This is a genomic window from Kineococcus glutinatus, from assembly GCF_039542765.1.
Taxonomy (GTDB): domain Bacteria; phylum Actinomycetota; class Actinomycetes; order Actinomycetales; family Kineococcaceae; genus Kineococcus_A; species Kineococcus_A glutinatus.
Window position 1 is genome coordinate 1 of sequence record NZ_BAABIL010000674.1, and the last position, 3,846, is coordinate 3,846.

The 3,846-nt window shown below is 77.2% G+C and carries 4 protein-coding genes and 1 pseudogene; all 5 read right to left on the bottom strand.

Going from position 1 to position 3,846, the window contains the following annotated elements:
* Nucleotides 1-497, bottom strand: a pseudogene (locus ABEB16_RS19945) (hypothetical protein); the annotation flags it as partial.
* Entirely contained in the window at nt 494-1,585 is a 1,092-nt protein-coding gene (locus ABEB16_RS19950; protein ID WP_345713944.1) for a transglycosylase SLT domain-containing protein, read from the bottom strand. The pseudogene ABEB16_RS19945 and the gene ABEB16_RS19950, both read right to left, overlap by 4 nt.
* A gap of 19 nt (nt 1,586-1,604) precedes the next feature.
* The gene (locus ABEB16_RS19955) at nt 1,605-2,051 is read right to left on the bottom strand and encodes a hypothetical protein (RefSeq protein WP_345713945.1); all 447 of its coding nucleotides are present in this window, start codon (nt 2,049-2,051) and stop codon (nt 1,605-1,607) included.
* Entirely contained in the window at nt 2,048-3,412 is a 1,365-nt protein-coding gene (locus ABEB16_RS19960) for a FliI/YscN family ATPase (RefSeq protein WP_345713946.1), read from the bottom strand. Before ABEB16_RS19960 ends, ABEB16_RS19955 begins: the two co-directional genes overlap by 4 nt.
* Nucleotides 3,409-3,846 (bottom strand): FliH/SctL family protein (locus ABEB16_RS19965; protein ID WP_345713947.1); only part of this gene is annotated, 438 nt, incomplete at its 5' end. The genes ABEB16_RS19965 and ABEB16_RS19960, both read right to left, overlap by 4 nt.

Here is a 3,846-nt window from a genome sequence, read left to right on the forward strand (position 1 = left end):
GGCGCGGTGGCGGCGAGCGTGGTGGCGGTGCTGGGGACCACCGTGCCGGGGACCGCGGTCGCGCCCGGCAGGGGCGGGGTGCCGGCGGCTCCCGGGACACCGGCGGGCTCGCCGGCGACCGCCCCGGGCACCCCGGTGGTCGCAGCGGTCACGGCCGCCCCACCGGCACCGGCGGCCACGGCTGCCTGGCCGGCGACCTGGCCGCCGGGTGCGGCGACCGCGGCCAGCAGCGCGAAGGGCATGCCGAGCAGCGCCGGGTCGACGACCGGCGCGGCGGTGGCCTCGGCCACCTGCTGCTGCCCGTCCTGCTGACCGGACGACCCGCCCTGCCCGCCCTGCTGGCCGCCGTCGCCGACGGCCTCCTGCCCGAGGGAGGCGACGGCCTGCCCGAAGGACTCTGCGAAGCCCGCGCCGGAGTCGGCCGAGCCGCGGCCTGCGCCGCCGGGCGCCGGTGCCGGGGCGGCGACCGGCAGCGTCGCGATGGTCGGAGTGCTCACGCGGTGCTCCCGAGGGTTGCGGTGATCTTCTTGACGTAGTTCTGGGTCTCGGTGAACGGCGGGATGCCGCCGTACTTGCGGACGTTGCCCGGGCCGGCGTTGTAGGCGGCGAGCGCCAGGGAGACCGACCCGAAGGAGCTCAGGTGCTTGGACAGCAGCCGGCCGGCGCCGTCGATGGCCTGCGCCGGGTCGAGCGGGTCGATGCCCATCTCACGGGCGGTGGCGGGCATGAACTGCATGAGCCCCTGCGCCCCGGCGGGGCTCTTGGCGTTGGGGTTGTAGCCGGACTCCTGCTTGGCGACGGCCGACAGCAGCCCGGTGGGCAGGCCGTAGCGCTGCTCGGCGGCGGCGAAGGCCGCGTCGTAGGGCGCCGACGTCGACGAGGTGGCGGCCAGGGCGGCGGGGCGGACCTGGTCGGCGGCCCCGACACCGGCCGCGCCGGTCAGCGAGGCGGTGGCCACGGCGGCGCCGGTGGCGGCCGCGGCGCCGAGGCGGCGGATGGTCATGGGCGTCTCCCAGACCTTGGCGATCTTCACCACGTCTCCCGCCTTGGGGGCGTGCAGCATCTGCCCGTTCCCCACGTAGATGCCGATGTGGCTGCCGCCGGAGAGCACGACGAGGTCACCGGGGCGGGCCTCGGCGAGGCTGGGGACCTCGGTGCCGGCCTTGGCCTGCTGCGCCGCGGTGCGGGGCACGGTGATGCCGTTCTCCCGCGCGACGAGCTGCACGAGGCCGGAGCAGTCCAGGCCCTTGGCGGGGTCGGTGCCGCCCCACACGTAGGGCACGCCGAGGTACTTGCGGGCGGTGGCGACGAGCGCCTCACCGGTCGCGGCCGTGCCGGCCGCGGTGGTCGTGGTGGTCGCGGGCACCGTGGTGCGGGTGCCGCGCGCCACGGCGGGGCTCGAGGCGGACAGCACGTCGGCGAAACCGGCACCCGTGGTGGCGGTGGTGGCCGTGGTGCCGGTGGTGCCCGTGGTGGCGCCCAGCACCCCGCCGCCGAGCCCGGCGGAAGCGGACCAGCCCGCCAGGGTGGCGATGCGGGACTGGATGTCCCCGATGCGGGCCTGGACCTCGGCGATGCCGCTCACGGCGTCCTCCTCCTGCTCGTCACCTGTCCTGCTCCAGCTGTGCGCGCAACCGCGCCCGCGCGGCGAACTCGGCCACCGTGCGGTCGTCGAGGGCCTTCTGGTCGGCGGCGAGCGCCGCGCGCTCCTGCTCGGCCTCCTGCCGCTCGACGATGCGCTCCAGGGAGCGCTCGGCGCGGCGGGCGCGCGCCCAGGCGGCCTGCTTCTCGGTGAGGTCCAGCTCGGCGCGCGCCACGAGGGCGCGGGTGGCGTCCAGGTCGGCCGACAGCGCGGCGCGGCGGGCGACGCTCGCCGTCCAGGCGGCCATGGTCTCGTCGGACAGGTGGGCGTCGCCGAGGGCGCGCTCGACGCGCTTGACGCGCTGCTGCTCCCGGCGCACGACGGCGCTGGCGGCGGCGAGCTGGGTCTTGGACTGCTCCTGCTGGGTGCGGCGCAGCTTGAGCAGCGCGAGCAGCGACCTGGCGATCACGGGCGGACCCCCCCGAGGGCCGCGACGAGGTGCTCCAGCCGCGCCCACGCCTCGGGCGCGGGGGTGATCTCCTCGATGTCCTGGCGGAGGAAGTCGTTGATCGCGGGCAGGGCGGCCACGGCGGCGTCGACGTCGGGGTTGGCGCCGGGGACGTAGGCGCCGACCTCGATGAGCTCCTTGGCGTCGCGGTGGGCGGCCATCACCCGGCGCAGCGTGGTGGCCAGCGCCCGCTGCTCCCTGGTGGTGACCCGGCTCGCGACGCGGGAGACGGACTCCAGCACGTCGATCGTCGGGAAGTGCCCGGCGGTGGCGAGCCTGCGGTCCAGCGTGACGTGGCCGTCGAGGATGGAGCGGGCGTTGTCGGCGATGGGCTCGTTGTGGTCGTCACCGTCGACGAGGACGGTGTAGATGCCGGTGATGGAGCCGGTGACGCCGGGCCCGGCGCGCTCCAGCAGGCGCGGCATGAGCGCGAACACGCTCGGCGGGTAGCCGCGGGTGGCGGGGGGCTCGCCGACCGAGAGGCCGATCTCGCGCTGGGCCATGGCCACGCGGGTCAGGGAGTCCATCATGAGCACGCAGTCGGCGCCGAGGTCCCGGAAGGACTCGGCGATCGAGGTGGCGGTCAGGGCGGCGCGCAGCCGCACGGCCGGCGCCTCGTCGGAGGTGGCGACGACGACGACGGAGCGGGCCAGGCCCTCGGGCCCGAGGTCGTCCTCGAGGAACTCCCGGACCTCCCGGCCGCGCTCGCCGATGAGGGCGAGGACGGAGACGTCGGCGGACGTGCCGCGGGCGATCATGGACAGCAGGGACGACTTGCCGACGCCGGAGCCGGCGAAGATGCCGAAGCGCTGGCCGCGGCCGGCGGGCACGAGGGTGTCCAGCGCGCGCACGCCGAGGCCGAGGGGGCTGTCGACGCGGGCGCGCTCGAGCGCGGCGGGGGGCGCGGCGTGCAGCGGGCCGCGGGTCGCGCCGTGCAGCGGGCCCAGGCCGTCGAGGGGGTTGCCGAGGGCGTCGACGACGCGGCCGAGGAGGGCGGGCCCGACGGGCACGGTGGCGGCGGCGTGCTGGCGGACGGCGGGGGCGGCGGCGGCCAGGCCGGTGAGGTGACCCAGCGGCAGGCACCGCAGCCGGCCGAGGGCGGCGGCGACGACCTCCGCGAGGGTGCGCCGGTCGGCGTCGCCGAGGAGGACGGTGTCCCCCACGGCGGCGTCCAGACCGGCGACCTCCACGGACAGCCCGACGAGGGAGGTGACGCGGCCGCTGACGAGCGGGCGCGCGGCCGCGGCGGCGCGGTCGAGCTGCGGGCGCAGCAGCGACCGCACGCCGGCGGCGAGGTCGGTGGTCACCCCGGCGGTGGTCATGCCGCCTGCCCGGACACCTCGGCGGGTGCAGGGGCGTCGTCGCCCACCAGGGCCTCCAGGGCCCGGGCGACGCTGGTGCGCAGGCGCGCGTCGACCTCGGTCTCCCCCTGGCGGGCGATGGCCTCGCCCGGTTCAAGCGTGCTGTCGGCCACGTAGTTCACGAGTCCTGCATCGGCAGCCGCGCCGTCATCCTTGAGGCCGTCACCCACGAGGGTGCTGAGGTCGGCCGGGTGGACACGCACGGTGACCGGCTGCATGGCGTCCAGCGGGCGCAGGGCCCGGCGCACGGCCTCCCCGACCGGGGAGGACATCAGCGACACCTCCCGGTCCAGGACGGCGCCGGCGAGGTCGCACGCCAGCTCCAGCACCGTGTCGGCGAGGGCGCCGAGGGTGGGGTCCTGGCGTGCGCGCAGCGCACCGGCGGCGGTGAGCAC